The following is a 24,830-nucleotide window of genomic DNA, read 5'->3' on the forward strand; positions in this document are numbered from 1 at the left end:
AGGTTCGTCTCCGAAACGTCTTGTCAGCGAGGACGCGAGGTCAACATCTCAGCCGGTGAGGCGCCCGAAATCGTGCTCGAAGATGAAGCGCTTGAAGGCCTGGACAGCAGGTGTCGGCCGGGCCGTCCTCGGCGAATAAAGAAAGGCTGGCCAGAGATGATGGTTCCAGTCCGGCAGGACCTCGACGAGCCGGCCGGTGCGCAGATGGTCGATGACCAAGAAGTCCAGCAGCCGGACGATCCCGACATGGGTCAGCGCAGCCCCCACCAGCAGCGGGGCATCGTTGACGACGAGCCCGCATGCAGGCTCGACCAGCCGGCGCTCGCCGGCTTCATTCAGGAAGAGCCAGCGATAGGGCTTGCCCGTGACGTCGTTCAGCAGACGAACGCAACTGTGGCCTTCCTCGACGTCGTCGGGCGTCTCTGGCATGCCGTGCTCGGCGAGATAGGCGGGCGAGGCACAGGTGATGATGCGGCTCTGCAGGACGGCCCGCTTCTCCAGCCCATGTGACTCCGGTTCCCCGAAGCGAATGGCCACGTCGATGCCTTCGACGAGAAGGTTGTCGATCCGATCCCGAACCAGAAGGTCGATCCGCAGCCGCGGATGCGCGGCGAGCAGAGTCGGCAAGACCGGCATCAGCAGTGCCGGGCCAAACGCGGCGTCGGTAGAAACGCGGAGCCGGCCGCGAATCTCAGCCGGAGAGGTCGGTGCCGCGATGACGCCGAGCCGCTCCAGCAAAGGCGTGACCTCTTCGAGAAACCCGCGACCCTGGTCGGTCAGCTTGAGCGCCCGGCTGGTCCGGTCGAAAAGCCGCATGCCGGTTCGGTCTTCCAGCCGTGCGATGGACTTGCCTACCCCGGAGCGTGACAGCCCGACCTGGTCCGCCGCTCGGGCATAGCTTCCGGTGTTGGCCACCGCCACGAAGACGGTGATGCCTGCGATGATCCTTCCGTCAAACAACATGGCCTGGTCCCCCAATGCCGCCCTCATTGACGCGTGCAGCAGTATGGAAGTCGACGATCGGCCGATTTGGCGAGCGATGGTCGCAATTTTTAGCAGCGCTGCCGAGGCTGGCAGATTAGCTCAGCGGTTCACCATGGCGAGTGCGGCCGTGCCATAGCGCTCTCCGGAGACCGCGAAGGCTGTGAGTGCGCCATCAAGCCGCTTCACATCATCTGGGGAGAGCTTGAGACCGTCGGAACGGAGGTTTTCTTCGAGGTAGCTTCGCCGCTTCGTTCCCGGGATCGGAACGATGTCATTCTTCCGCTGAAGCAGCCAAGCTAGCGCCACCTGGCCCGCAGTGGCTCCATGAGGCTCGGCGATCTCTCGCACCAGATTGGCGATTCGCATATTGGCGTCGAAGTTCTCGCCCTGAAGGCGCGGATCGCCCTTCGCGCGAAAATCCTGGGCCGGATAGTCTTCGGCCCGCTTGGCTGTGCCTGTGAGAAAGCCCCGGCCCAGGGGGCTAAAGGGAACAAGGCCGATCCCAAGCTCCTGAAGAAGTGGGATGATCTCGTCATCGAGATTCCGTTCCCAGATCGAGTATTCACTTTGCAGGGCCGTGATCGGCTGCACCGCATGCGCCCGACGAATGGTGTCGGCGCCCGCCTCGGACAAGCCGAAATAAAGGACCTTCCCTTCGGCAATCAGGTCCTTGACCGTTCCGGCAACGTCTTCGATCGGCGTAGCCGGGTCGACACGGTGCTGATAGAGCAGCTCGATACGGTCAGTTTGGAGGCGCTTCAAAGAAGCGTCGACGACTTCGCGGATATGCTGTGGCCTGCTGTCGGCTCCCGCGAACAGGCCCTTGCCGATCACGAACCCGAACTTCGTCGCGATCTGCACCTGCTCGCGCCGCCCCTTGAGCGCCCGCCCGAGCAGCTCCTCGTTGGTGAATGGGCCGTATACCTCGGCCGTATCGAAGAAGGTACAGCCGAGTTCGATTGCGCGATGAATGGTTGCGATCGACTCCGCATCATCCGGTTGGCCATAGGCATGACTCATCCCCATGCATCCCAGACCGAGCGCCGAAACCTCCAGGCCCTGCCGGCCAAGCTTACGACGTGTCAGCATTTCCGCTTTCCAATTCCCAGTGTCGACGATGTGGTGACGGGGTTGCAGGCGATGCGCACGCGCCGCCACTGCGAAAAGCTCGTCCCGTCCCGCTTGGAAAACAATGGGCGATCATGGAAGATGGTCCGCCGATTCTGGAAAATGCATGGACTGGAACGATCTGCGATATTTCCTCGCCGTGGCACGGACGGGCAGCCTTACGCTGGCTTCGTCCAATCTCGGTGCGAGCCAGTCGACGGTCAGCCGGCGGATTGCGGAGCTTGAGAAGAGCATCGGCGCCAGCCTCTTTCGAAGGCATCAGACCGGCTATTTCCTGACCGATACGGGGCAGGAGGTCCTACGCCATGCCGAGTTGGTCGAGGACAGCGTCATGGCGCTTGAAAGAGCCGCCGCGGGACTCGACCGAAGCCCGGTGGGGACGGTGCGGCTGGCCACATCCGACAACCTGGCCACCGACCTTGTCATCCCAGCTCTTCCGGCGTTCAAGGAGCGATATCCCGGAATCTGCCTAGAAATTCTGACCAGTACAGCGACGGCAGAACTTGAACGACGAGAAGCGGACATCGCCCTTCGCGTCGTGAGACCGTTGCGCGGGAACCTGAAAATCCGGCGGGTCGGGCATATGACCTATTCGGTCTATGGCAGCAGGGATTATGTCGAGCGCCATCCGGCCCAGGCTGGCGAGCCGCTTGGGGGCCGCTATGCGATCGCCTGGGACGCGTCCCACGCCCATCTGCCGGCTGCAACATGGCTGGCTCGGGAGCATCCCGGCTGCCGGATCGCCATGATCACCACCAGCCTCGCCACGCAGATTGCCGCCGTACGGGCTGGCCTCGGCCTTGCCGTCATTCCGGATTTTCTCACTGTGAACGAGGACTTCGTCCGCGTGATTCCGCCCGAGCGGATGTTCAGCGCAGAGGTCTGGCTGGTTACCCACGCCGACCTTGCCGCGTCCGCTCGCATCCGGGCGCTGGCGGATTTCCTGTGCGCCGAGGTGATGCAACGCAATCGCGACCTTCGCCTACCCGAGTTGGCTTAGGCCGGACGGCATCTGGCGCCTGGACCGGCAGACGCGTCGTCAGTTCGGCCGCATCTTCGAGGAGGCATCCTCGCCTACGACGGTGGCCCACTCACGAATGCGCCACTCCCGAACGAGACCATTGTTGATATAGGGATCGTCCTTCACGAACCGCTCGACGATCTCCGGGCTATCTCCCTTGAAGAGAATGACACCCGTATCCAGGGGATCGGTCAGTGCTCCTGCCAAAACCAGCTCTCCGCGCGAAGCGGCGGCCCAGGCCTTCTTCAGATGTTCATCCCGAAACTCCGGCCGGCGGGCCTCGTAGCTGTCTGAGAATGCAAGGAAGAGAACATAGTGTTTCACGGCATTGTTGCTCCTCATGCAATGTTCGGTCTGAGCGGAGGCACGCAGGCCACGAAAGCGCTTGCTGGCGCCATCAAAGGCCACCTTCGCGCGCCTTCAGAAAACTTGGTCAGATCAGGTTTGTCCAAAACCCTTGCTCTAAATGGGCGCTAAACATTACACCGCCCAAGGCGTGCGTCAGACGCCAATTTGTCGGTGCAGTGCGGACGATAGGTACGTAACTAGCGATTTCGCCCTTCTTAGTCCGTGTCACAATTCGCCGATCCGAAGCATTTGGCGCCCCACAAGCCTAACCCTTGCGGACTGATAGGACGCCGAGCTCGAAGTATTGGTAGCACCAACTGCGGCCATTAAGGCCAGTGCGCCCGAACCAGGCATCGGTTGGGCAACATGCTACCTGACGCTATTGTTCAAATCTGCGCCCTGTGGCAGCGGTCGCACCAGCGCAATCAATCCGTGTTCGACGCGACGAAGCTGCTCAATGGCGTCGCCTTTGCGGAACAGCGTTTCGCCTGCCGCCAGACAGCGTTCGCGACCGTGCTCGACCCAGAATTCCTGCAGTGCGAAGTCGGACATGATCATGATCATGTTCTGTCCCGCGATTGCCAGCCGCATCATACCATTTCGCGTTGCTCCTGCAGCGCCTCAAGGTCGGCGGAGCGTTCACTCGACGTGCCATGCACCGCTGCGGGCAACGGTCTGCGGCCCGAGTGTGCCTCATGGCTCCGGTTGGCCGGGGTCGGAGAGATTCTGAACCAGGCAGCGTAGAGAGCCGGTAGGAACAGCAGGATCAGCACGGTGCCGATGGCCGTCCCGCCGATCAGGGTGTAGGCCATCGAGCCCCAAAACACCGAGTGGGTCAATGGAATGAAGGCAAGAACTGCCGCAAGAGCGGTGAGAATGACGGGTCGCGTCCGCTGCACCGTCGCCTCGATGACCGCACGGTAGTCGTCTAGCCCTGCGGCCCTGTTCTCCTCGATCTGGTCGGTCAGGATCAGCGTGTTACGCATGAGGATGCCGGCCAGGCCGATGAGGCCCAGGATCGCGTTGAATCCGAATGGCTGGTTGAAGGCGAGCAGCGTCGGAACGACGCCGATTAGACCGAGCGGCGCGGTGAACAGCACCATCGTCATCATCGAGAACGACCGCACCTGGAGCATGACCACGATCAGTGTTATGGCGATCATCAGCGGGAAGATTTTCGCCAGCGCGTCGTTGGCCTTGGCCGCTTCTTCGATCGAGCCGCCCATGTCGATGCGGTAGCCCGCTGGAAGCGACGCGATCAGCGGCTGGAGCGCGGTCAGGACCTGCTTGGAGACTTCCGGAGGCTGGGTCGCTTCGTTGATCTCCGAGCGCACCGTGATCGTGGGCACGCGATCGCGGCGCTTCAGCATCGGCTCCTCGAAGCGGATTTCCGAATGCCCGATCTGATCGAGCGGAATCTGGCGACCATCGCGGCTGATCAGGGAGAAATCCGCGAGCCGCGTCGGATCGAGGCGCTCGGGGCCGGCGCTGCGCGCCACGACGGACACATTGCGGATGCCCTCGCGAACCTGCGTGACGGCGACACCGCTGAGCAGGAACTGAAGCTGCTGGCTGACCTGCGCCGGAGAGAGTCCGATGAGATTGAGCCTGTCCTGGTCCGGCACGAAGCGCAGGACGGGCGTGCGGTTCCCCCAGTCGCGGTTGGCTTCCCGGACGTCGGGCACGCCGCGCATGATCTCTAGAGCACGCTCGGAGATCGCATAGAGCTGCGCCGGATCAGGGCCGGTCACGCGGAATTCGACCGGGAACACTGAGGGCGGGCCAAACACGAACTGCGTCGCGCGGACATATGCTTCGGGCGCCAGCCCCTGCGAGATGGCTTGCCGGAGGCGTTGCTTCAGCGCCTCGCGGGTGCCTGCATCCGGCGTCAGAACGACGATCTTGGCGAAGGCCGGGTCGGGGAGCTCGGGCGACAGTGCCAGGAAGAAGCGCGGCGCGCCCTGGCCGACATAGCTCGTCACAATCTTGGCTTCGGGCTGCTTGTCGAGCCAGCGCTCGATCTTCGCGACCGCCGCCGTCGTCGTCTCGATGCTGCTGCCCTCAGGCAGACGCACCTCGACGAGCACCTCGGGTCGGTCCGAGGTCGGAAAGAACTGCTGCTTCAGGCCGCCCATCCCGACGCCGGACACCACGAAGGCGACGGCGACGACCGCGCAGGTCAGAACCTTATGATCGACCGCGTAGGTGATGAGTGTGCGTAGGCGGCGGTAGTTTGGCGTGTCGTAGATCGCCGCGTGGCCGCCGGGAACCGGCTTGATCTCTGGCAGCATCTTGACGCCGAGATAGGGCGTGAAAACCACCGCGACGATCCATGAGACGATCAGGGCGAAGCCGACGACCCAGAAGATGTTGCCGGCATACTCGCCGGCCGTCGAAGGGGCGAAGCCGACCGGCAGGAAGCCGGCGATCGTGACAAGCGTACCTGAGAGCATCGGCGCCGCGGTATGGCTCCAGGCATAGGCCGCGGCTTTGATGCGATCCATGCCCTCCTCCATTTTTACCACCATCACCTCGATGGCGATGATGGCGTCGTCGACGAGAAGCCCGAGCGCGAGGATGAGCGCACCCAGCGTGATCCGGTCGAAGAAGCGGCCGGTTTCCAGCATGATGAAAAACACAACGGCCAGCGTCAGCGGGATCGCAGCCGCCACCACGATGCCGACGCGCCAGCCGAGGCTGAGCAGGCTGACGAGAAGCACGACGCCAAGCGCCATCGCGAACTTCGTCATGAACTCGTCCACGGCCGAGGCGATGTTGACGGCCTGGTCGGTCACCTTCTCCAGCGAGATGCCGAGCGGCAGCGCCCGGCCGATGGCCGCCGTCCTGGCGTCGAGCGCCTTGCCGAGAGCCAGCCCGTCCCAGCCGTCCTGCATGACGGCGGCGAGTATCAGGCTGGCTTCCCCGTGGTGCCGGATGATGAAACCGGGCGGATCTTCATAGCCGCGCCGGACATCGGCGATGTCGGACAGCTTGAGCGTGCGGCCGCCGGCGACGATGGGCGTGTCGGCGATCGCGCGAATGCTGTCATAGGCGCCATCGACGCGGATAAAGACGCGCGGTCCTTTTGTCTCGACGGTGCCCGCCGGCGTCACCGTGTTCTGACGCTGCAGAGCCGAAACGACGTCCTGGACAGAGATGCCGAGCGTTGCCAGCCGCTCATGGGAGAATTCGACGAAGATCTGCTCGGGACGCTCACCCAGAATATTGACCTTCTTGACGCCAGGAACGTGGAGGAGATCCTGCCGGATGACCTCGGCCTGCCGGGCCAGCTCCCGCATCGGCAGGCCTTTCGCCTTGAGAGCGTAGAGGGCAAAGCTGACATCGGCGTATTCATCGTTGACGAAGGGGCCGAGCACGCCCTGCGGCAGGTTCTTGGCCTCGTCGGAGAGCTTCTTACGGGCCTGGTAGAACTCTTCCTGCACGCGCCCGGGCGGGGTGGAATCCTTCAGGTTGACGGTGAGGTACGCGAAGCTCGGTCGTGTCGTCGTCTCGACACGATCGTACCAGGCCAGTTCCTGGAGCCGCTTCTCAAGGGGTTCGGCAACTAGATCCTGCATCTCGCGGGCCGTCGCGCCCGGCCAAATGGAGGTGACCGTCAGGGTCTTGATCGTGAAGCTCGGATCCTCCGCGCGCCCGAGCTTGACGAACGCATAAGCGCCGGCAGCAATGAGCAGCATGATCGTGAACAGGGTCACCGCCCGCTCGCGGACGGCGATGGCTGAGAGATTCAGGCTCATCGCGAGGCCGCCTCGGTGCTGGAGGACGGCCTTACCCGCTGGCCTTCGCGCAGGAGGTGCGCTCCCAGCGATACGATCCGACGGCCGGCCTCGAGCCCGGAGACGATGGCTGTATCGCCGGTCACACGGACTAAGCGCACCGGCTGGAAGGTGACGAGCGACCCCGCGTCGTCCAGGCGCCAGACGCCGGTCTTGTGTCCATCGTCGAGGACCGCACCAAGAGGCACCTCCATGTCGGCTGCCGCCCCACTCGCCGCGATGCCGATCGTGATGGTCGCGCCGAGTGGCGCTGCAGCGGCATCGCCGTCGAGGATGTAGCGGGCTTCGTACGTCCGGGTTTGCGGATCGGCGGAATCCGACAATTGCCGCAACATCGCCCTTATACTCCGACCGGAGGAGCCATAGAGCGCTGCCTGCGCGACTGACCCGATCGCTGGCCGCATCGTTTCGGGCAACGCCACCACCGCCTCCCGTGGCCCGGCCTGAGCGAGCCGGATCACGACCTGCCCAGCCGCCACGACCTGGCCGGGCTCGCCCGACGTATCCACGACCACGCCGTCCGCATCGGCAACGAGGATGGCGTAGCCGAGTTCGTTCTCGGCGACTCTCGCCTCCGCATCGGTCGCGGCAGCCTGCGCGGTCGCGGTGTCCAATGCTGCCTTGGCCTGTTCGTAACGCTGGGGGCTGGCGGCGAAGCCGTGTTTGACCAGGACCGCGTAGCGCGCCTCATCCGCCTTGGCCTGGGTCAGCACAGCGCGGGCGGCCGCAGCGGCATTGCGCTTTGCGGTCAGGGCCCAGCGCAGATCGGTCTCGTCGATCCGCAGGAGCGGCTGCCCGGCTTTCACTGGCTGCCCTACGTTGACCAGCCGCTCGACGATCTTCCCGGGAACACGGAACCCGAGATTGCTCTGAACCCGAGCCGCGATGACACCGGTGAAGCGCCTCTCCGCGCGGACGACAGGGTTGGCGATCGAGACAAGCACGGTCGGTGCATCCTGGCGCGGATCGACCTTTACGGAGGCTGCGGATCTCGGCCCCACCAACATGATGGCGCCGGCGATGCCTGCGGCTGCGAGGGTCACGGCACCCGCCGCCAAAGCGAGTTTGAATCTTCGAGACATGAACCACACCAAAATAGATTGTGTTCGAAATCTATGCTGTATATAGAGTTCGAACGCAATCTAATTTTGAGGTTCGGGATGCGCGTGTCACGGCAACAGGCGGCGGAGAACAGGAAGCGGGTGATCGAGACGGCCAGCCGGCTGTTTCGCGAGAACGGCTTCGACGGCATCGGCCTGAAGGACCTGATGGCGGGAGCAGGCCTGACACAAGGCGGCTTCTACAAGCAGTTTGCGTCGAAGGACGAGTTGGTCGCTCTGGCGACGCGTCGCGCGCTGGAGAGCGTTTCCGAGCGCTGGTCGAAGGCGGCGGCGACGCGGCCGGACGATAGCTTGCGGGCGGTGAGCGAGTTCTATCTGAGCCAAGGCCACTCCGCCGAGCGCGCCGATGGCTGCCCGATCGTTGCGCTGGGGTCCGACGCGGCGCGGCAGGGTCCCCAAGTCAAAGCCGTCTTTGAGGCTGGGATGCTCGGCTATCTCGACATGGTCACTGGATGGCTCGGCGAGGGACACGAAGACGAGGCGATGGTCGTGCTTTCGACGATGGTCGGCGCGCTGCTCCTGTCGAGGGCCGTGAACGACGAAACTCTGGCACGGCGCTTTCTGGAGACGGCTGCCGCCAGCGTGACCAGCGAGGATGTCGGGCGCCAGGGCCACGCGGCCGTTGTCGAGCCGGAGCGGATGCAATGAAGGCTCCCCCTGCGGATTTGAGTCGTCCGGGCCCTTTTCCACGCGTGGGCGACCGCCTCGCTGCCAGCGCGGCTCGTAATGTCACCAGCGATATCGTCATTCTGCTAGCGGGTCTTGCCGCGATTGAGACGCTTGCCACGAACATCATCCTGCCGGCCTTCCCGCGGATGGGGACCGAGCTCGGGCTGACCGGCGCTCAACTCGACGGAGGCAGCCGATGACGGGCACGATCTGGTCGCGCCTCGCCGCGGAAATGAAGGCCTATGGTGAAGCGCTAGCCGCACTCGATGAAGGCCGTGCTGCAATCGACGACGCCAGACTGCGCCGCGTTGAAGATGAATTGGCTGCCTTGAAGGCACGGGTCGCTGCGATGCAGCCCGAACCGATCCCACCGAATGGGGAGTATGCCTGACGCGCCGCAGCATTGTGCAAATGCGGCACGCACACCTTTTTTGGGGTCGTCTGCTCGGCAGCAGTAGATCGATTGATGGACGCGAGGCCTCGAAAGTCGCCGCGCAACCGCCCGATCCGCCGTCCGCGCTGCATTGTTTGCAATGGACAGATCGGGCTGTAACTTTCGGTTGGGCTCGACCAAGGGCGGCCGGCGACGCCTTCGCGTCTTCCCGGCGCCAGAAGCTGAAGCTGGCTCGACGCCGAGAAGGCGACGTTGGAAGCGGCCGGCCACGAGATCGCTTCTTTCAGGGCCAGCTAGTTACGGCAGCTCGATGATCTCGACCCAGTTCGGATTCTTGCCGAGCGCGATCTTCTGAAGCTCTTTCAGCGCCCCGGTGTCCGGATCGATGGCATAGAGCGTTGCGGAATTCGACTTCTGGCCGGCCGCGACCAGAAAGCTCCCCCTCGGGTCTACGTTGAAACCGCGCGGCTGCGTTTCCGTCGCAAAGTTCCCCGCCGGCGTCAGGGCGCCCGTCTCGGCGTCGACCTTGAACGCGGCGATCGTGTTCGAGGTGCGCTCAGAAGCGTAAAGGAAGCGCCCGTCCGGCGCGATGCGGATCTCGGCGGCGGCCGGTGCCCCGCCGCTGAAGCCCGGCGGCACGATGCTGATGCTGCCGAGCTTTGACAGCGTGCCCCTTGCCGGATCGAAACGTTGACTGTCCACCGTGCCGTCGAGCTCGTTCACGAGATAGAGGAAGCGCTCGTTGGGATGGAAGACGATGTGGCGCGGCCCAGCGCCCTGCTTGGTTTCGACGACGGCCGGCTCATTGGGCACGATCTTCCCCGTCACTGCGTCGAAGCGGAACTGCAGCACGACGTCCCCGCCGAGATTGGTGGCGAAGAGATGGCGATTCGAGGGATCCGTCAGGATCGCATGAGCGTGCTTGCGCGTCTCGACGACCTGCACCGGCTCGCCCTGTGCGAAGCCCTGCGGGCTGATCGGATTGATCGCGATCTTGTGGCCGGTATAGGAGGCGCTGAGCAGAAAGCGGCCGGTCCGGTCGGTCGCGACATAGGCCATGTTGTCGGGCAGCGGCGCTGTCGAGAGCAAATCGAGCTTGCCGCTCTGCTGGTCGATGGCAAAGGAGCTGACGGAAAAGGGCTGCGAGCGCAGCGAGACATAGAGATGGCGCTTGTCGGGCGAGATCGCCATCGGCATTGCCGTGCCGCCGACGGCGACCGTCTGGACAGGCTTCAATTGGCGTGAGGATGCGTCGAGCTCCAGCACGCTGATCTCGCGGCTGTCGGCATTCGAGACGTAGACGATGGTCTTCGCAGCGGCGGGCATGGCGCCCAGGATGAGCGCAAGCAGCGCTGCCGCGCCAGTCTTTGTCCTCGTCATTGTCTTCCCCCTGTCGGTCTTTCGTTGGCCATGGCTGGCGGCGCGACCTCGAGGGGCGATTATTCGAGTCAGAATCGGTCACGGACAGCTCAAAGGCCGTATCGATCCATCCAATCGGCGCATCGAAAGAGCAAGATCGCTCCGATAAGGGGAAAACGCCGTCGCCCCGATCGGAGCGACGGCGTCGATCATTCTCTCGAAAGAGGCTCAGGCCGCGGCGCGTTCGCGCGTCGCGTATTCGCTCTTGTCGAGTTTTGCAACGAGGGCGGCGAGTTCCGCCGTCTCACTTTCGGTGAGATCGGTCAGCGGGGTCCGCACCGGGCCGGAATTGCGGCCGATCACCTTCATGCCGGCCTTGATGATCGAGACGGCGTAACCGCGCTTGCGGTTGCGGATCGCGATCAGCGGCAGGATGAAGTCACGCAGGCCAGCCTGCACCATCTCGCGGTCGCGGCGGCGCACCGCTGCATAGAACATCGTCGAGAACTGCGGAACGAAGTTGAACACGGCCGAGGAATAGGTGGTCACGCCCATTTCAAGATAGGGGAGGGCGAAGGTCTCGGCCGTCGGCAGGCCGCCGATATAGGTTAGGCGGTCGCCTATGCGCAGATGGATGCGTGTCATCAGCTCGATGTCGCCGATGCCGTCCTTGTAGCCGACGAGGTTGGGATTGCGCTCGCAAAGCTTCGCCAGGGTCTCTTCGGTGACGATCGCGTTGTCGCGGTTATAGACGATGACGCCGAGCTTCGTCGCCTTGCAGACCGCCTCGATATGAGCGGCTAGACCATCCTGCTCGGAGAAGACGAGATAGGGCGGCAGCAGCAGGATGCCGTCGGCGCCGGCCTGCTCGACGCCGGCCGCGAGCTCGGTCGCGATCTGCGTGCCGTGCCCAACACCGGCGAGGACCGGCACACGGCCGCGGGTCTCCTGCACGGCGGTTGCTACCACCTTCAACACCTCGGTCGGGGAGAGCGAGAAGAACTCGCCCGTGCCGCCGGCTGCGAAGAGACCGGCGACCTCATAGCCACAGAGCCAGTCGAGATTGGAGCGATAACGCGCCTCGTCGAAGACGTTGCCTTCGGTGAAGGGCGTGACGGGAAAGGAGAGCAATCCATTGCCGATATGGCGGGCCATTTCCTGCGGGGTCATCTTGCTCATACTCGGCTCCCTGACTGAATGCAGCGCAGGAGTAGATCAAGAGCGATGCCGAAAGTGACCAAACACTGTATCGGTCGATCCAATCATTGGATCGCTCCGTCGCACTTTCACCGGATCATGCGCGATACGTTTCGCCAGAGCAGCGACGATCGGGAGGAGTGGGTTGTCGTTGTCCTCGCGGCTGACGAAGAAGAGTTCCGCGGGACGCTGTCGCGGCAGGTCGACCGGGCGCAGGGCGACTCCGCTGAAATGCAGGTTCATAGCGGCTTCCGGCACAAGCGCGACGCCGACGCCGGAATGGACCATTGCGAGGATCGAATGGATCTGGGCGAGGTGCTGGACATAGTTCGGCACGAGGCCTGCGCGCGAGAACAGCTCCACCAACAGGTCGTGGAAATAGCGGGCTTCATAGGGCGCGTACATGATGAAGGGCTCGCTCGCGAGATCCTCGATCGCGATCGTCCTGGAACGTGCCAGGCTGTGGCTGGCGTTGACCGCCGCGATCAGCGGCTCGGCCATGACACGAAAAGCGCTCAAGCCGGTGCGCGGGATCGGCGGTCGCAGCAGGCCGATATCGATCTCGCCGGAATCGAGCCGTTTGAGCTGGTCGCCGCTAACCATCTCCTTCAGCGAGATCTCGACATCGGGCATCTCGCGCCGGCACGCCGCGACCAACTCCGGCACATAGGAATAGGCCGAGGTCGCGGTAAAGCCGACATTGATCGAGCCGGCCTTGCCCTTGGCGACGCGCTTGGCCAACAACGCCGCGCTCTCCGCGAGCTTGAGCAGGCGTCGCGCCTCGGCGAGGAAGCTCTGGCCGGCGGGCGTCAGCTTCACCGTCCGGTTGCTGCGCTCGAGCAACACGACGTCGAGCACCCGTTCGAGGATTTGGATTTGCCGGCTGAGGGGAGGCTGCGTCATGTTCAGACGCAGCGCCGCCCGGCCGAAATGCAGCTCTTCCGCGACGGCGACGAAGCAGCGTAGCTGGCTCAGCTCGAACATCCCCAGCCTTCCATTGCGCCGCCCGAAGGCCCTGCTTTCGCGGCGAGGCTCAGTTTTGGATGGTGATCCCGGCCTTGTCGATGATCCCCTTGAACTTGGCGATCTCGCTCTGCGCCTTCGCCTTCGCCTCCTCCCCGGTCGAAGGCGTCGCGGCCGCGCCCAGCTCCTCGAAGCGTGCGACGACGGCGGGATCTTTGAGCACGGCCTGCATCTCGGCGGTCAGCTTGTCGCAGATCTCCTTCGGCGTGCCCCTGGGCGCCAGAAAGCCGTTCCAGGAGCTGATGTCGAAGCCAGGGAGGGTTTCTGCCAAAGCGGGAACTTCCGGTGCGATCTTGGCGCGCTCCGTCGTCGTGACGGCGAGGCCGCGCAGCGTGCCTGCCTTATAGTGCGGATAGGGCGAGGTGAAATTGTCGAAGGAGATCTTGACGTTGCCAGCGATCAGATCCTGTACCAGCGCACCCGAGGAACGATAAGTGACGTGCTGCATCTTCACGCCGGCGAGCTGCATGAAGAGTTCGCCGGAGAGGTGGATCGAGGTGCCGATGCCAGAGGACCCGAAATTCTCCTTGCCCGGATTGGCCTTCAGATAGGCGATGAGCTCGGCGACGTTCTGCGCCGGGATCGACGGATGGATGCAGAGGAAATTCGGCTGCGACGAGGCCAGCGAGAGAAACTCAAAATCCTCGAACGGCTTGAAGGGCAGCTTCTCCTTGTAAAGGTTGGGGTTGATCCCGTGCGTCGACGGTGTGGTCATGCCGATGGTGTAGCCGTCGTTCGCTGCATGCGAGAGCGCGGCCACCCCCGTATTGCCGCCGGCACCGGCGCGATTCTCGATGATGAAGCCCTTGCCCATCCGCAGCGTCAACTTCTCGCAGATGATGCGCCCGACAAGATCCGTGGTGCCGCCGGCGCCGAAGGGCACGATCACCGTCACAGGCTTCGCCGGATAGGCCTGCGCGAAGCCGCCGCGCGAATAAAGCGGTGCGGCGAGCGCGCCGCCTGCCAACTTCAGCGCCGCACGGCGCGTGATCGATCGGTTCATTTTTCCCTCCCAGGAGATGTTGCGGCTTTTGCCGTCTCAGCTTGAGAGTAGGCGGGACCCAGTTCCGGGCAACCCCCTTGGCGCTATCGTACGATCCAAAAAAGGTATGGTTTCATTGCCAATCTAACTCACCGGCGCATCGTGCCCATCCTATCCTGCGTAAGACGAGGCAGCTTGCAAGACTGTCTGCGACCTTGGCCGAACGGCCGGTCCGCACCCCACAGGAGGACACGACAGATGAGCCGATTCCTACTTCCGTTCCGTTTGTCCGCAGGCTCGATGAAGAGCCTTGCCGTTACGATGATGGCCGGGCTCGCGTTCGCCGCGCAGCCCGCCGGCGCCCAGAATTTCGAGCGCCCGGTGCGTCTCGTGGTGCCGTTTGCGCCCGGCGGCACCTCCGATATCCTCGCCCGCCTGATCGGTCCCAAGCTCTCGACTGCGATCGGCCAGCCCGTCGTGATCGAGAACAAGCCGGGCGCGGCCGGCAATCTCGGGGCGGATGCCGTCGCCAAGGCGCCAGCCGACGGTCATACGCTGCTGCTGATGGATGTCGGCTCGCTGGCGACCGCGCCCAGCCTGTTCTCGGACCTGACATATGATCCGGCCAAGGACCTGGCGCCGGTCTCGATGGTGATGTTCGGCCCCTATGTCCTCGCCGTGAACGAATCGGTCCCGGCCAAGACGGCGCAGGAACTGGTCGCCTATGCCAAAGCGAACCCGAACAAGCTCGCGGTCGCAAATTCCGGCGTCGGCGCCGCCAATCACATCACCGCCGTTCAGATGGCCAAGGAACTCGGCATCACCTGGAAGAACGTGCCCTATAAAGGCGGCGCTGCGGCTTCGCGCGCCGTCGTCTCCGGCGAGAGCGGCGTCATTATCAACGGCTCGACCGCGACATTGCCTTTCGTCTCGAACAAGCAGCTCGTCGGTCTCGCCGTTACCGGCGAGGATCGCGTCGCCGGCCTGCCGACCTTCAAGGAGGCCGGGTTGCCGGGCGGCGATGCCGGTACCTGGCAAGGCGTCCTCACGCGGGCCGGCACGCCGCCCGCAGTGATCGCGCGTCTCAATGCCGAGATCGGCAAGATCCTGCAGGAGCCCGACATCAAGGCCAAGATCGCCGAGCAGGGCGGCGTGGTGAAATCCGGTTCCCCGGCCGAATTCTCGACCTGGCTGCAGGACGCCACCACACGCTGGGGTGGCATCATCCGCGAGGCGGGTATCAAGGGTAGCTAGGTGAGCGCTCCGATGACCCCTTCGCGGATCGACTGGCGCGATCTCCTGCTCGGCCTGTTCCTAGTCGGGGTCGCGACAGGCACGCTCTTCGCCACCCATAACCTCGCCGTCGGTCATGCCGCCGATATGGGGCCGGGCTACATGCCCCGCGTCATCGCGCTGGTGCTGCTCGGCTTCGGCCTATTTTTCTGCGCGCGCGGCGCCTGGCGCGCCGGGGCGGCGCAGGCGATCGAGCCTGTGCTGGCGCGGCCGTTGCTCGCGGTGCTCGGCGCCGTCGGCATCTTCGCGCTGACGGCTGAGAAGCTCGGCCTCGCCATCGCCTCCGTCGTCACGGTCGTACTCGCCAGCTTCGCCACGCGCGAAGGGCGAGTACTCGAAACGGTCCCGTTCGCGCTCGTTCTCTCGGGCGCAGCCGTATTGCTCTTCATCAAGGTCCTGGCGCTGCCGGTGCCCGTCTGGCCGCGCTGAAGGTTGCCTTACCATGGAACTGTTCGACAATCTGCTGCTCGGCCTCTCGACCGCGCTCGAACTCAACAATCTCGGCCTGTGCCTGATCGGCGTGCTGATCGGAACGGCGATCGGCGTGCTGCCGGGCATCGGGCCGATCCCGACGGTGGCGCTGCTCCTGCCCTTCACCTTCGGGCTGAACCCGGCCGGCGCCATGATCATGCTCGCCGGCATTTTCTACGGCGCGCAATATGGCGGCTCGACCACGGCCATCCTTGTCAACGTGCCCGGCGAGACCTCTTCCGTCGTGACCTGCATCGACGGTCACGAAATGGCCAAGCAAGGCAAGGCCGGCACGGCGCTCGCCATCGCCGCCATCGCCTCCTTCTTCGCCGGCACGCTGGCGACGGTCGTGATCGCGCTGTTAAGCGTGCCGCTCTCGGTGCTGGCGCTCAAATTCACCGCGGTCGAGTATTTCAGCCTGCTCGTGCTCGGCCTGATCGCGGCTGTCGTGCTGGCGCATGGCTCGGTGGCCAAATCGCTGGCAATGGTGCTGCTGGGACTGCTGCTCGGCCTCGTCGGTATCGATGTCTCGTCCGGCGCGGCGCGGATGACATTTGGCATCGCTGAGCTTTCGGACGGCCTCGATTTCGTGCCGATCGCTATGGGCCTGTTTGGCCTCGGCGAGATCATCGCCAATCTGGAGCGACCGACGGAGCGCCGCGTCGTCAGCCAGAAGGTCCGTGACCTGATCCCAAGCCGGGCTGATCTGCGCGCCGCCTTTCCCGCCATGCTGCGCGGCACCGCCCTGGGCTCGGTGCTCGGCGTGCTGCCCGGCGGCGGCGCGGCGCTGCCGCCCTTCTCCTCCTATGCACTTGAAAAAAAGCTGGCGAAGGACCCGTCCCGCTTCGGCAAGGGCGCGATCGAAGGGGTTGCCGGTCCGGAAGCCGCCAACAATGCCGGCGCGCAGACGAGCTTCATCCCGCTTCTGACGCTCGGCATTCCGGCGAACGCGCTAATGGCGCTGATGATCGGCGCGTTGATGATGCAGGGCATCCAGCCTGGGCCGCAGATCATGACCGAGCAGCCGAAGCTGGTCTGGGGCGTGATTGCCTCGATGTGGGTCGGCAACCTGATGCTGCTGGTGATCAACCTGCCGCTGATTGGGCTCTGGGTCTCGATGTTGAAGATTCCCTACCGCCTGCTCTTCCCGGCGATCGTGCTGTTCTGCTGCATCGGCACCTATGGCATCGCCAACAGCCTGTTCAATGTCTGGCTGATGCTGGGCTGCGCGGGCATCGGCTACTTCTTCATCAAGATCGGCGTCGAGCCGGCCCCGCTGCTGCTCGGCCTCGTGCTCGGGCCACAACTGGAAGAGAACTTCCGCCGCGCCATGCTGCTCTCGGACGGCAGTTTCTCGGTCTTCCTGTCGCGTCCGATCAGCGCGGTGCTGCTGGCGGTGGTCGCGGTGCTCCTGCTGGCGATGCTGTCGCCGACAATCCTGCGCAATCGAAGGGCGGCTCTGGCAGATAGCGCGTGAAATCTCCATCGGTGCCGCGTTGGCCTCTTCGACTATCGCGTGCACCTGACGCATATTGATGGGTGCATCATGATTGCCAGCGATCGATAGCTGCGATCGGCAAATGCGAACTGCTGGAACGCGAACTGCGCGCCAACTCCCGACATTGGGACTTCGCCCGGAAGCGGACGTCATCGGATAGGGCTAAAGCAGCTTTCCGCGCCTCAGCAGTCTTGCGCGATGCCAAGCTGAAACATCACGCCCCCAAGGGAAGCCCCTTCGGCGATACAGCGCCGGTCATTTCGGAAACACGCTCTTCAAGCTTCAGGAATAGGGGCGATGACCTTGATCTCGAAGGCTAAGCTCGCCAGCTAGTTCACGCCGATCGCCGTCTAGTTCGGGTAGGGTGCCTGCGGAAATATCTTGCTCTTGACGTTCATCACCGTGCCGAACTGGTTTTCGGGATCAGTATGAAACGTCGTGATGTCTACGATATCGTCGAAGCCCACCTAGCTCACTGCTTGTGGCGGCGACTACACCGAATACATTGCCCGCACCCGTCATACACGCTCGGCGAGTACGCGGTAATGTGCCATCTGCCCTGCTGCCCAAGTCTCAAACTCCGACAGGAAGTCTGCCGAAATGGCAACGCTGCGACCGCCGCGGGCAACGCTGAAGCATCCGCGTCGTTCCGCGCTCGAGAGGATATTGCCGATGTGCTGACGGGAGACTCGAAATCGCTCGGCCAATCCGCTGTAGGATAGGGGCGCCGGGGCGGCGACGCCCGACAGCGCGGCATAGTGTGTGGCCAGCACGGCCGACAGCACGGAGTACCCACAATCCTGACCGGTGAATTCGACTACGTTGCAAAAGGGACCGAAGTAGACGTCCTCCTGCAGGAACCTCTCATAGGAGGCTCCGAGCCAATCCGCTAACGCAGCAGCATCCAACCGAAGCTTCGCAACCATCGGCGACGCAGCCGGAACCAAGCGTTCGGAGGCCTCCAGAAAAGCGAGGGGTGAGCGACCGATTTCCTGAAGCAGTGTCATCGAGGGGCTCAACCGCAAAGCTCGACGGTCTGCGGGCAGTCGCTGCGCGGTGACGTAACCGCCCAGCCTGAGCGTGACGACCAGCTCTGCGATCTGCCGAGCGCTGGCTGGCGCGACACGCTGGAGTGTAGCAAGCGTCGGCGCCTCGCCGCCCCCCCGGCGCCAGCGCGCATCGAGACCGATCAGAGAAAAAGACACAAGATAGCGCAGCCTCTGGCCGAAGAATTTATCCGCCGGCCAGGGCATCTCCGGTCGCTGGATCACTGCAGCGCAATATAAGCGTAGCGCATCGCGGAACCCGCGGTGGTGGGTCAGGCTGGCGGCATAGGGCCATGGACCTCTGTCGGCATGGAGCGCGATTGAGCGGTGGAGCAAATCGGCGCGCGCAGCCGGTTCCGGAGCATCATGCATGGCCGGATGCGTGCAGATTTTGGACTTTGCAACGCAAGGTCGGCATGGCTTGATGCGTCTGCCCCGACGACAATCGACTGAGCCGATTCATAGCCTGCCATGCGAAAGACCGCTACTCGCCCGGGGGATCCAGCAGGCATCCGACAACAGGCTGGCGGTACCGCTCAATCAGCGAAATCAAAACGCTCAACGTACAAAGGACGAATTCTTCTCACGTTCTTAGTTCTACTAATTCAGAACGCCCACTGTCAATTTGCGATCTCCCAAACTGTTGGCAACATTGGAGGCTTGGCAGAAGTTTCGACTGATAACCCATTCCCCTACGACAGGGTTATGTTCGTGGGAACGGCGGGCCATATCCGCGCTCTCGACGATATCAGTCTTGGTAGCAGAATAATCGCGGATACAGGGTCAGTCGGTCGGATATCTGCGGTTGCCGGACATTCCATGAATGTCTACTTCCACGGTTTCCTGACAGGAGCGACTGTCTATTTCGGGTCGGCCGCGGATACGGGCAATATCAACTTCAATGGCTGGGAAGGGGCAGGAGGAATCGGTCTCAATATTGTCGTGGACGGCGGTACCTTGACGTCTATGCTCGTACGGCCCGGTGGTGTCGTCGTTCATTCGCTCAGCGCCGTGTTGAGCCAGGCTAAATCCCTCACGATCAACAACAATGCGACAGTCTATCTCTCGAGTGACGCGACCACGATCTCCCGTCTTGAGGGCAATGGCCAGATCGGCATTGCCGCGCCGCTGACGATTGGTGGAGGAACATTTTCGACCAGTATAACGGGAGCGTCGCGGCTCACCTTCTCCGGGGATAGCACCTGGACGGGTGTTGGTGCCAGCATCGGGACGCTCGAGGTTCGGCCCGGTGTGACATTGACGACCACCAGTTCCGACGCTGTGGAAGCTTCTACCGATCTCCAGATCGATGGTACGCACCAGCTGAACTCTTCGCTGTCGGTCAATGGGCTCAGCGGCAGCGGGCTGATCGTCCTCGGTCCCGGAGTGAATCTGAGTGCAGGCACGCAGAATGCCACTTCCGCTTTCAGCGGCACGATCTCGGGCTACGGTGGCTTCACCAAGGATGGCGCGGGCGCGCAGACGCTCTCCGGCGCCAACACGTTTACCGGCGGCACGACGATCAATGCCGGCATGCTCGCGCTGAGCGGCGCCGGCAGCCTCGCCGCAGGCGGCAGCTTGACCCTCGCTGCAGCGGGGTCGGCTTTCGACATCAGCGGCGCGACCGGCGGACGGACCGTCGGTGGGCTGTCCGGAGTCAGTGGCAGCACCGTCGCCCTCGGCGCCAATACGTTGACCTTTGGCGACGCGACGAACCAGACGTTCGGCGGGGTCATCAGTGGCACGGGCGGCATCATCAAGCAGGGCGCTGGCACGCAGACGCTGACCGCCAGCAATATCTACGCCGGCGGCACAACGATCAATGCCGGCACACTCGCGCTGAGCGGCGCCGGCAGCCTGGGCGCGGCCGGCGCGCTGAACCTTGCCGGCGCAGGCGCTGCGTTCGACATCAGCACATCCGTCACCGATCAGACCATTGGAGGGCTATCCGGCGCGGCCGGCAGCGTCGTCACATTGGGCGCCAGGACGCTGACCTTCGGCGATGCGACTAGCAGGAGCTTCGCCGGCTCGATCGGTGGTACCGGCGGTGTCGTCAAGCAGGGCTCCGGTAGGCAGACGCTGAGCGGGACCAGCAGCTATGCCGGCACAACGACAGTTTCCGCCGGAGAGCTGCGCGTCGACGGCGCGCTGATCGGGCTCGGCGCGGTGACGGTCGCAGCCGGCGCGACCCTGTCCGGGACCGGCAGCATCGCCGGGGCTGTGACCGTGGACGGCACTCTGTCGGCGGGCCACAGCCCAGGCACGCTCACGGTCGGATCGCTGACGCTCAACAGCGGCTCGACCTCGGTCTTCGAGCTGAACACGCCGGGAGTGGTCGGCGGTAGCGATCCCGTCGCCGGCAACGACCTCGTTGAAGTTACGGGCAACCTCACGCTCGGCGGCGCGCTCGACGCGCGCGCTGCGGCGGCCGGCTATTATCGCCTGTTCGACTATGGCGGCACGCTCACCGGCAGCTTCGACAGCCAGAGCGTGACCTCGACCCGCGGCGACTTCGCCATCGCCAGCGCGCAAGTCGATACGGCCGTGGCGGGACAGGTCAATCTCGTCGTGCTCGGCACCGGCCAGACCATGCAATTCTGGGACGGCGCGAACACCGCGGCCAATGGCACCGTCAACGGTGGTGCCGGTACCTGGTCGGCGTTCGGCACCAATTGGACCGACAGCGCCGGCAGCACCAATGGGGGCTGGGGCGGTTCGGTTGGCATCTTCGCCGGTGCCGCGGGCGGTGCGGTGAGCGTGTCAGGCACGGTGAGCTTCGACACTCTGCAATTCTCGACCAGCGGCTATGTGCTAAGCGGCGGCACGCTCTGGATCGCGCCCGCGAGTGGAGGGGACGGTACCTTCAATGTCGACAACGGCGTCGTCGCCAGTATTGCCTCGACCATTGTCGATGGCACCGGCACGGCCATCGTCAAGGTCGGCGGCGGCAGGCTCATTCTCTCGGGCAACAACAGCTACACCGGCGGAACGGCGATCGATGGCGGCACGCTGCAGGTTTCGGCCGATGCCAATCTCGGCGCGATCTCTGGCGGCCTGAGTCTGAACGGTGGCACGCTGAGGACGACGGCGAGCTTCTCCTCTACCCGCAATGTCGTACTCAATGCCGCAGGCGGCATCTTCCAGGCCGATGCCGACCTGGCCTGGTCGGGTGGCATCAGCGGCAGCGGCGCCCTCGCGAAGACCGGGAACGGTACGCTGGTGCTAACCGGAACAAACACCTATGCCGGCGGGACCACGATCACCGACGGCGTCCTGCAGATCGGCGATGGCGGCACCTCGGGCTCGATCACGGGCGCTGTCGTCAACAACCGCACGCTCGCCTTCAACCGCTCGGACGACATCGCCTTCGCCGGCGCGATCTCGGGCTCGGGCGACGTGCAGAAGCGCGGGGCCGGATCGCTGACCATGACCGGCGCCAACACCTATTCCGGCGGAACATTGATCGCGCAGGGCACGCTGATCGGCTCGGCCAGTAGCTTCGGCGTCGGCCAAATCATAAATAGCGGCGTGCTCGTCATCGACCAGCTGACGGATGCAAGCTTCGCCAACGCGATCAACGGAACCGGCTCCTTCACCAAGCGCGGTGCGGGCAATCTCGACCTGACAGGCACGAGCGCTCTGGTCGGCTCGACTACGGTCGAGGCCGGCAAGCTCTCGGTCAACGGATCGCTCGCCTCCTCGGCGGTCACCGTGATGAGCGGGGCGACGCTCGGCGGCTCGGGCACGGTCGGCACGACGGTGGTCAATGCCGGCGCGACGGTCGCGCCGGGCAACTCGATCGGGACGCTGACGGTGTCGGGCAACGTTTCCTTCGCAAGCGGCTCGACCTATCAGGTCGAGGTCAACGCCGCGGGTCAGGGCGACAGGATCGTGGCGTCCGGCAGCGCCAGCATCAGTGGCGGCAATGTGCAGGTGCTGGCCGAGAGCGGCAATTACGCGGCGGCGACCAGCTACACAATCCTGACCGCCTCAGGTGGCGTCAGCGGCACCTTTAGCAGCGTCACCTCGAACCTCGCCTTCCTGACGCCGTCGCTGACTTACGACAGCCAGAACGTCACGCTGACGATGACGCGCAACGACAACTCCTTCGGCCCCGAGGGTGGCGGCAGCTCCGGCGGCACCTCTGTCGCGCAGACCCGCAACCAGGGCTTCATCGCGATCGCGGCCGAGCGGCTCGGGGTCGGCAATGCGGTCTACGACGAGCTGATCTCGGCCACGGCCGATCAGGCGCGGGCCGGCTTCGATCTGCTCTCGGGCGAGGCGCATGCCCAGGCGGTCAGCGAGATGATCGACGCGAGCCGGCTTGTGCGCGACACCATACTCGGCCATCTGCGCGGCCCACTGCTGACCGCGCCGGGGCAGCAGGTCGCTGGTGCCTTCAGCGCCGACCTTGCCGGCCGCAAGGGCGCGGTCATGATGCCCGCCCCGGTGCCGCAGCCGCGCTATGGCCTCTGGGGCACGGCCTTCGGCAGCGCCGGCAACACCGACGACGACGGCAATGCCGCCAGCCTGAGCCGCCGCAGCGGCGGGGCGCTGCTCGGGGCGGATGTCATGGTCTACGACGCGCCGGGCTCATCGCTGAAGCTCGGCGTTGCTGGCGGCTACAGCCAGTCGCGCTTCGATATCGATGCTAGGCTTTCCAGCGGCAAGCTCGAGAGCGGCCATGCCGCGCTCTATGCCGGCGCCCGCTTCGGCAACCTTCGCCTCGATGCCGGCGCGGCCTATAGCTGGTCGGATAGCGACATCCGCCGCCAGGTCCAGATCCGTGGCTTCGGCGATCTCTTGCGCCTGCAGCGTCCGGGCTCGGTGACGCAGGGCTTTGCCGAGCTCGGCTATGGCTTCGCCTTCCAGGGCATTGCGCTGGAGCCCTTCGCCCAGCTCGCCTTGATCCGGGTCTCGACCGATGCCGGCACCGAGCGTGGCGGCGCGGCGGCCTTGCGGGTGCTCTCCAGCGACCAAACGCTTGGCTTCACCACGCTCGGCCTGCGCGCCGAGGCGCAGATCGGGGCGATGCCGCTGTTCGCCCGCGGCATGCTCGGCTGGCGCCATGGCTTCGGCGATCTCACGCCGCAGGCCCGCACCGCCTTCGTCGCCGGCACCACGCCGGCCACGGTCTTCGCCACCCCGATCGACCGCGAGGCCCTCGTCGCCGAGGCCGGCCTCGATTGGCGCATCTCCTCCGCTACCGCGCTCGGCCTGACTTACTCCGCTGCCATCGGCGAACGCTCCCGCGACCACGCCCTCAAGGGACGCGTCGAAATGCGGTTCTGAGCAAAGTTCGCTGCGCCGTCATTTGCGGCGGAATTGCCCCGCCCGAAGGAAGCCATCATTCTGACAGTTGCGGGCAAGGTCACCGACCGCAACGGCCTGCGCTTGGCGCCGCCATAGCCGCCGGACATGGGCGAGCCGCCAACGGCCGCACCGCTCGATACCACGAGGACCCGGCTTCCCGATGCGAGCGGCAGGTTCAACGCCGCCTGCAGCCAATGCAGCACCGCCTTGACGTCATGTTCCCACAGCGCTGTGAAATACGCCCAGCTGATCTGGTCGAGCTTAGCCATCGGCGGCTTGGCGCCGGCGTTCAGCACTAGGATGTCCGGCCGCACCTCGGCGAGAATGCGATGGGCGGCGGCACCGTCCCTGACATCGGCGGCAAGCGTTCCTACCCCTAGCTGGTTCCGTACCGCTTCGAGCGCCTCGGATTGCCGCGCCACCACGGTGACCTTGGCGCCAAGATCGACAAGGGTCTCGACCAGGCCCGAACCGAGGCCACGGCTGCCCCCGGTAACCACGACACTCTTGTCCTGCAAACTCATGTTTCCGCGCTCCGATCATGTGATGGAGCTAAGACGGATGAGGGAACGAAAAGGAGTCAGGCTGCTTGGCCGGGAGCGAGCCAAATTACGGCGAGGGATCAACAGGAAGCGCCAAAATCGGCCTCTGATTGATGGCCAGGAAGCAGACCTTCAGCGTGGGCTCGTCCGGTTTGCTGGTTGCTCGCTGCTGCAGCGGCGCAGCTATTCGGGGATACCGGACTTCCGCATGCCCTCGGCGAAACGCTCCACATAGCTCGGGGAATTCATGGGCAGCGTTTCCAGGATCGCGGAGACGGTCATTCCTGGATGAGCTGCGAGGAAGGTATCGGCCGCTCGCCGGGCCTCCTCCACACGACCCAGGTGGGCGAGCGCGGAGGCTAGGACGCGATGGACGAAGGTTGCGCTTGGCCGGGTGGCCATCGCCGCCTCAAGCCACTCCACGGCGGCTTCGTCGCACTCCTTACCGAAGAAGGCGCAGCCGATCCCGAAGGAGGCATTGTAGTTCAGCGGATCCAATGGACTCGCCCGGATGCTCGCCCTGAAACGATCGACAGCCTCGTCGTATTGGCCGTTGTAGAAACTGTTCCACGCTCCCCTCTGCAGCGTCCACGCCGAGTTCGGGTTCAGCAATAGGGCCCTGTTGATCGCCGACGACGCGTGTT

At 64.4% G+C, this 24,830-nt stretch carries 22 protein-coding genes and 1 pseudogene; 8 read left to right on the forward strand and 15 right to left on the reverse strand.

Annotation, left to right across the window (positions count from 1 at the left end):
- Positions 1 to 48 precede the first annotated feature (48 nt).
- Complete coding sequence (locus V7S63_RS26675; protein WP_336532526.1) at positions 49 to 978, reverse strand: LysR family transcriptional regulator; 930 nt, start codon at positions 976 to 978, stop codon at positions 49 to 51.
- Between the two features lie 105 nt (positions 979 to 1,083).
- Positions 1,084 to 2,073 carry an aldo/keto reductase gene (locus V7S63_RS26680; protein WP_336532527.1) on the reverse strand — a complete coding sequence of 330 codons (990 nt, stop codon included), beginning with the start codon at positions 2,071 to 2,073 and terminating at the stop codon, positions 1,084 to 1,086.
- 145 nt (positions 2,074 to 2,218) lie between these two features.
- On the opposite strand from V7S63_RS26680, the gene V7S63_RS26685 reads away from it, so the two are divergent.
- Positions 2,219 to 3,112, forward strand: coding sequence for a LysR family transcriptional regulator (locus tag V7S63_RS26685; RefSeq protein WP_336532528.1), 894 nt, complete (start codon positions 2,219 to 2,221; stop codon positions 3,110 to 3,112).
- A 39-nt stretch (positions 3,113 to 3,151) separates the two neighbouring features.
- Here V7S63_RS26685 and V7S63_RS26690 read toward each other — a convergent pair whose 3' ends face one another.
- The 4 genes from V7S63_RS26690 to V7S63_RS26705 all read right to left on the reverse strand — a co-directional run bounded on the left by V7S63_RS26690 (position 3,152) and on the right by V7S63_RS26705 (position 8,360).
- Positions 3,152 to 3,541, reverse strand: coding sequence for a YciI-like protein (locus V7S63_RS26690; RefSeq protein WP_336532529.1), 390 nt, complete (start codon positions 3,539 to 3,541; stop codon positions 3,152 to 3,154).
- A 309-nt stretch (positions 3,542 to 3,850) separates the two neighbouring features.
- Entirely contained in the window at positions 3,851 to 4,072 is a 222-nt protein-coding gene (locus V7S63_RS26695) for a cyclic nucleotide-binding domain-containing protein (RefSeq protein ID WP_336532530.1), read from the reverse strand.
- A complete protein-coding gene (locus V7S63_RS26700) occupies positions 4,072 to 7,239 on the reverse strand; it encodes an efflux RND transporter permease subunit (protein ID WP_336532531.1) in 3,168 nt (1,055 codons plus the stop codon). The genes V7S63_RS26695 and V7S63_RS26700 overlap by 1 nt, the downstream gene beginning before the upstream one ends.
- The gene (locus V7S63_RS26705; protein WP_336532551.1) at positions 7,236 to 8,360 is read right to left on the reverse strand and encodes an efflux RND transporter periplasmic adaptor subunit; all 1,125 of its coding nucleotides are present in this window, start codon (positions 8,358 to 8,360) and stop codon (positions 7,236 to 7,238) included. The genes V7S63_RS26700 and V7S63_RS26705 overlap by 4 nt, the downstream gene beginning before the upstream one ends.
- A gap of 78 nt (positions 8,361 to 8,438) precedes the next feature.
- Between V7S63_RS26705 and V7S63_RS26710 the strand changes: the two genes are divergently transcribed.
- From V7S63_RS26710 to V7S63_RS26720, 3 genes are read left to right on the forward strand one after another with little or no spacing between them, the layout of a single operon-like run.
- Complete coding sequence (locus tag V7S63_RS26710) at positions 8,439 to 9,047, forward strand: TetR/AcrR family transcriptional regulator (protein WP_091841995.1); 609 nt, start codon at positions 8,439 to 8,441, stop codon at positions 9,045 to 9,047.
- Positions 9,044 to 9,268, forward strand: a complete 225-nt coding sequence (locus tag V7S63_RS26715; protein WP_336532532.1) for a hypothetical protein — start codon at positions 9,044 to 9,046, stop codon at positions 9,266 to 9,268. The genes V7S63_RS26710 and V7S63_RS26715 overlap by 4 nt, the downstream gene beginning before the upstream one ends.
- Positions 9,265 to 9,459, forward strand: a complete 195-nt coding sequence (locus V7S63_RS26720; protein WP_091841930.1) for a hypothetical protein — start codon at positions 9,265 to 9,267, stop codon at positions 9,457 to 9,459. Before V7S63_RS26715 ends, V7S63_RS26720 begins: the two co-directional genes overlap by 4 nt.
- Before the next feature lie 300 nt (positions 9,460 to 9,759).
- Here V7S63_RS26720 and V7S63_RS26725 read toward each other — a convergent pair whose 3' ends face one another.
- From V7S63_RS26725 to V7S63_RS26740, 4 genes are all read right to left on the reverse strand, one after another.
- The gene (locus V7S63_RS26725) at positions 9,760 to 10,842 is read right to left on the reverse strand and encodes a lactonase family protein (protein ID WP_336532533.1); all 1,083 of its coding nucleotides are present in this window, start codon (positions 10,840 to 10,842) and stop codon (positions 9,760 to 9,762) included.
- A 207-nt stretch (positions 10,843 to 11,049) separates the two neighbouring features.
- On the reverse strand, positions 11,050 to 12,000 hold the full coding sequence (kdgD, locus tag V7S63_RS26730; RefSeq protein ID WP_091841934.1) for a 5-dehydro-4-deoxyglucarate dehydratase: 951 nt from the start codon (positions 11,998 to 12,000) through the stop codon (positions 11,050 to 11,052).
- Between the two features lie 36 nt (positions 12,001 to 12,036).
- A complete protein-coding gene (locus V7S63_RS26735) occupies positions 12,037 to 13,002 on the reverse strand; it encodes a LysR family transcriptional regulator (RefSeq protein WP_091841937.1) in 966 nt (321 codons plus the stop codon).
- Positions 13,003 to 13,051: 49 nt separating this feature from the next.
- Positions 13,052 to 14,044 (reverse strand): Bug family tripartite tricarboxylate transporter substrate binding protein, encoded by a 993-nt coding sequence (locus V7S63_RS26740; RefSeq protein ID WP_336532534.1) that lies wholly within the window; start codon positions 14,042 to 14,044, stop codon positions 13,052 to 13,054.
- Positions 14,045 to 14,323: 279 nt separating this feature from the next.
- Between V7S63_RS26740 and V7S63_RS26745 the strand changes: the two genes are divergently transcribed.
- From V7S63_RS26745 to V7S63_RS26755, 3 genes are read left to right on the forward strand one after another with little or no spacing between them, the layout of a single operon-like run.
- Positions 14,324 to 15,277: a Bug family tripartite tricarboxylate transporter substrate binding protein gene (locus V7S63_RS26745; protein ID WP_336532535.1), complete on the forward strand. Its 954-nt coding sequence runs from the start codon at positions 14,324 to 14,326 to the stop codon at positions 15,275 to 15,277.
- Between the two features lie 12 nt (positions 15,278 to 15,289).
- Positions 15,290 to 15,745, forward strand: a complete 456-nt coding sequence (locus V7S63_RS26750; RefSeq protein WP_336532536.1) for a tripartite tricarboxylate transporter TctB family protein — start codon at positions 15,290 to 15,292, stop codon at positions 15,743 to 15,745.
- A 13-nt stretch (positions 15,746 to 15,758) separates the two neighbouring features.
- The gene (locus V7S63_RS26755; RefSeq protein WP_336532537.1) at positions 15,759 to 17,264 is read left to right on the forward strand and encodes a tripartite tricarboxylate transporter permease; all 1,506 of its coding nucleotides are present in this window, start codon (positions 15,759 to 15,761) and stop codon (positions 17,262 to 17,264) included.
- A gap of 350 nt (positions 17,265 to 17,614) precedes the next feature.
- On the opposite strand, the pseudogene V7S63_RS26760 reads toward V7S63_RS26755, so the two are convergent.
- From V7S63_RS26760 to V7S63_RS26770, 3 genes and pseudogenes are all read right to left on the reverse strand, one after another.
- A pseudogene (locus tag V7S63_RS26760) lies at positions 17,615 to 17,746 on the reverse strand (RidA family protein); the annotation flags it as partial.
- Between the two features lie 57 nt (positions 17,747 to 17,803).
- Positions 17,804 to 18,703, reverse strand: a complete 900-nt coding sequence (locus V7S63_RS26765) for a MarR family transcriptional regulator (protein ID WP_336532538.1) — start codon at positions 18,701 to 18,703, stop codon at positions 17,804 to 17,806.
- Between the two features lie 411 nt (positions 18,704 to 19,114).
- Positions 19,115 to 19,651, reverse strand: a complete 537-nt coding sequence (locus tag V7S63_RS26770) for a hypothetical protein (protein WP_336532539.1) — start codon at positions 19,649 to 19,651, stop codon at positions 19,115 to 19,117.
- A 66-nt stretch (positions 19,652 to 19,717) separates the two neighbouring features.
- Between V7S63_RS26770 and V7S63_RS26775 the strand changes: the two genes are divergently transcribed.
- Complete coding sequence (locus tag V7S63_RS26775) at positions 19,718 to 23,623, forward strand: autotransporter domain-containing protein (RefSeq protein ID WP_336532540.1); 3,906 nt, start codon at positions 19,718 to 19,720, stop codon at positions 23,621 to 23,623.
- Here the strand turns inward: V7S63_RS26775 and V7S63_RS26780 are convergent.
- Together V7S63_RS26780 and V7S63_RS26785 are read right to left on the reverse strand one after the other, a co-directional pair.
- A complete protein-coding gene (locus V7S63_RS26780; protein WP_336532541.1) occupies positions 23,554 to 24,168 on the reverse strand; it encodes an SDR family oxidoreductase in 615 nt (204 codons plus the stop codon). The two genes, V7S63_RS26775 and V7S63_RS26780, sit on opposite strands and share 70 nt — an antisense overlap.
- A 201-nt stretch (positions 24,169 to 24,369) precedes the next feature.
- Positions 24,370 to 24,830 (reverse strand): tetratricopeptide repeat protein (locus tag V7S63_RS26785; protein ID WP_336532542.1); only part of this gene is annotated, 461 nt, incomplete at its 5' end.

Origin of the sequence: Allobosea sp. CCNWLY174 (genome assembly GCF_037120455.1) — a bacterium.
GTDB lineage: Bacteria > Pseudomonadota > Alphaproteobacteria > Rhizobiales > Beijerinckiaceae > Allobosea > Allobosea lupini.

Coding starts and splice junctions, on each gene's coding strand:
- V7S63_RS26720 (WP_091841930.1), top strand. CDS start 9,265: ATGACGGGCACGATCTGGTCGCGCCTCGCCGCGGAAATGAAGGCCTAT.
- V7S63_RS26745 (WP_336532535.1), top strand. CDS start 14,324: ATGAAGAGCCTTGCCGTTACGATGATGGCCGGGCTCGCGTTCGCCGCG.
- V7S63_RS26750 (WP_336532536.1), top strand. CDS start 15,290: ATGACCCCTTCGCGGATCGACTGGCGCGATCTCCTGCTCGGCCTGTTC.
- V7S63_RS26755 (WP_336532537.1), top strand. CDS start 15,759: ATGGAACTGTTCGACAATCTGCTGCTCGGCCTCTCGACCGCGCTCGAA.
- V7S63_RS26715 (WP_336532532.1), top strand. CDS start 9,044: ATGAAGGCTCCCCCTGCGGATTTGAGTCGTCCGGGCCCTTTTCCACGC.
- V7S63_RS26765 (WP_336532538.1), bottom strand. CDS start 18,703: ATGCATGATGCTCCGGAACCGGCTGCGCGCGCCGATTTGCTCCACCGC.
- V7S63_RS26680 (WP_336532527.1), bottom strand. CDS start 2,073: ATGCTGACACGTCGTAAGCTTGGCCGGCAGGGCCTGGAGGTTTCGGCG.
- kdgD (WP_091841934.1), bottom strand. CDS start 12,000: ATGAGCAAGATGACCCCGCAGGAAATGGCCCGCCATATCGGCAATGGA.
- V7S63_RS26780 (WP_336532541.1), bottom strand. CDS start 24,168: ATGAGTTTGCAGGACAAGAGTGTCGTGGTTACCGGGGGCAGCCGTGGC.
- V7S63_RS26740 (WP_336532534.1), bottom strand. CDS start 14,044: ATGAACCGATCGATCACGCGCCGTGCGGCGCTGAAGTTGGCAGGCGGC.
- V7S63_RS26700 (WP_336532531.1), bottom strand. CDS start 7,239: ATGAGCCTGAATCTCTCAGCCATCGCCGTCCGCGAGCGGGCGGTGACC.
- V7S63_RS26695 (WP_336532530.1), bottom strand. CDS start 4,072: ATGCGGCTGGCAATCGCGGGACAGAACATGATCATGATCATGTCCGAC.
- V7S63_RS26725 (WP_336532533.1), bottom strand. CDS start 10,842: ATGACGAGGACAAAGACTGGCGCGGCAGCGCTGCTTGCGCTCATCCTG.
- V7S63_RS26710 (WP_091841995.1), top strand. CDS start 8,439: ATGCGCGTGTCACGGCAACAGGCGGCGGAGAACAGGAAGCGGGTGATC.
- V7S63_RS26685 (WP_336532528.1), top strand. CDS start 2,219: ATGGACTGGAACGATCTGCGATATTTCCTCGCCGTGGCACGGACGGGC.
- V7S63_RS26735 (WP_091841937.1), bottom strand. CDS start 13,002: ATGTTCGAGCTGAGCCAGCTACGCTGCTTCGTCGCCGTCGCGGAAGAG.
- V7S63_RS26705 (WP_336532551.1), bottom strand. CDS start 8,360: ATGTCTCGAAGATTCAAACTCGCTTTGGCGGCGGGTGCCGTGACCCTC.